The organism is Ruegeria sp. BHSB058 (assembly GCF_059613285.1).
Genome location: NZ_JBXWSF010000201.1, coordinates 1 through 1,035 on the forward strand (window position 1 = coordinate 1; position 1,035 = coordinate 1,035).

Sequence of the window (1,035 nt, forward strand, 5' to 3'; positions counted from 1 at the left end):
GCCGGGATCGGCCTTTCGGTCATGGGCATGATCGCGGCGGCTTTCGGCTATCTCACTCCGGTGCAGGGGGCGCTCCTGCAGGAGGTCATCGACGTTGCAGTGATCCTGAACGCCCTCCGCGCGCTGCGCATCGCGCCCCATGAACCCACTATTCCGAAACCAAAGGCTGTCTCCTCCGGGCAGGATGACATCGCGCAAGGAGCCACGCCATGAGCCGCCTCTCGCATTCCGAAATCCACATGGTGCATCGCATCGGCTGGCTGCGGGCCGCCGTTCTCGGCGCGAACGACGGGCTGGTGTCGACGGCAAGCCTCGTGGTCGGCGTCGCCGCAGCAGGATCGGGAAAGCCGGAGGTCCTTATAGCGGGGCTGGCTGGCCTCGTGGCCGGCGCGATGTCCATGGCGGCAGGCGAGTACGTCTCAGTCAGTTCTCAGACTGACGCGGAAAACGCTGACCTTGCGCGCGAGACCCGCGAACTGGCGGAAACACCCGAGGCCGAACTCGAAGAACTTACCCAAATCTATGTCGAGCGAGGGCTGGACCGAGACCTTGCCGAAAAGGTGGCCGTGCAACTGACCGAACGTGACGCGCTCGGATCGCATGCCCGCGACGAGCTTGGCATCTCCGAGACCGTGACAGCCCGCCCGATCCAGGCCGCCTTGGTGTCGGCGCTGACCTTCGCCGTGGGTGCGGTGCTGCCCTTGATCGTCGTACTGGTCGTCCCGGATGCACGGATCGTTTTCTTGGTCGCCGTGTCGACGATCCTCGGCCTCGCGGTTCTTGGTGGATTAGGCGCTTCTGCTGGCGGTGCTGGTGTTATTCGAGGTGCTGCAAGGGTCACGCTCTGGGGTGCACTCGCCATGGCGGCGACCGCTGGAGTCGGTGCGCTGTTCGGGGTCGCCGTAGGCTAGGGAGTAGCCGAGGTCTCGGGCGGAAGCTTCCACGTTGGCGCGGGCTTCCACCTTGTGCCGATCTTCGAATGTGGCAATCGCTTTGGCGACGTCATTCTGCATTTTCTTCAGCTCGCTGAGCGAC

The 1,035-nt window shown here is 64.4% G+C and carries 1 protein-coding gene and 1 pseudogene; both read left to right on the top strand.

What is annotated here, in order from left to right; genetic code table 11:
• Nucleotides 1–213 (top strand): annotated as a pseudogene (locus AC2FNB_RS21355) (heavy metal translocating P-type ATPase); the annotation flags it as partial.
• Nucleotides 210–911, top strand: a complete 702-nt coding sequence (locus AC2FNB_RS21360; protein WP_038070015.1) for a VIT1/CCC1 transporter family protein — start codon at nucleotides 210–212, stop codon at nucleotides 909–911. The pseudogene AC2FNB_RS21355 and the gene AC2FNB_RS21360, both read left to right, overlap by 4 nt.
• The last annotated feature ends 124 nt before the right edge of the window (nucleotides 912–1,035 follow it).

Bases quoted from the DNA above. Each gene is read 5' to 3' on its own strand.
- AC2FNB_RS21360 (WP_038070015.1), top strand. From the start codon at position 210: ATGAGCCGCCTCTCGCATTCCGAAATCCACATGGTGCATCGCATCGGC.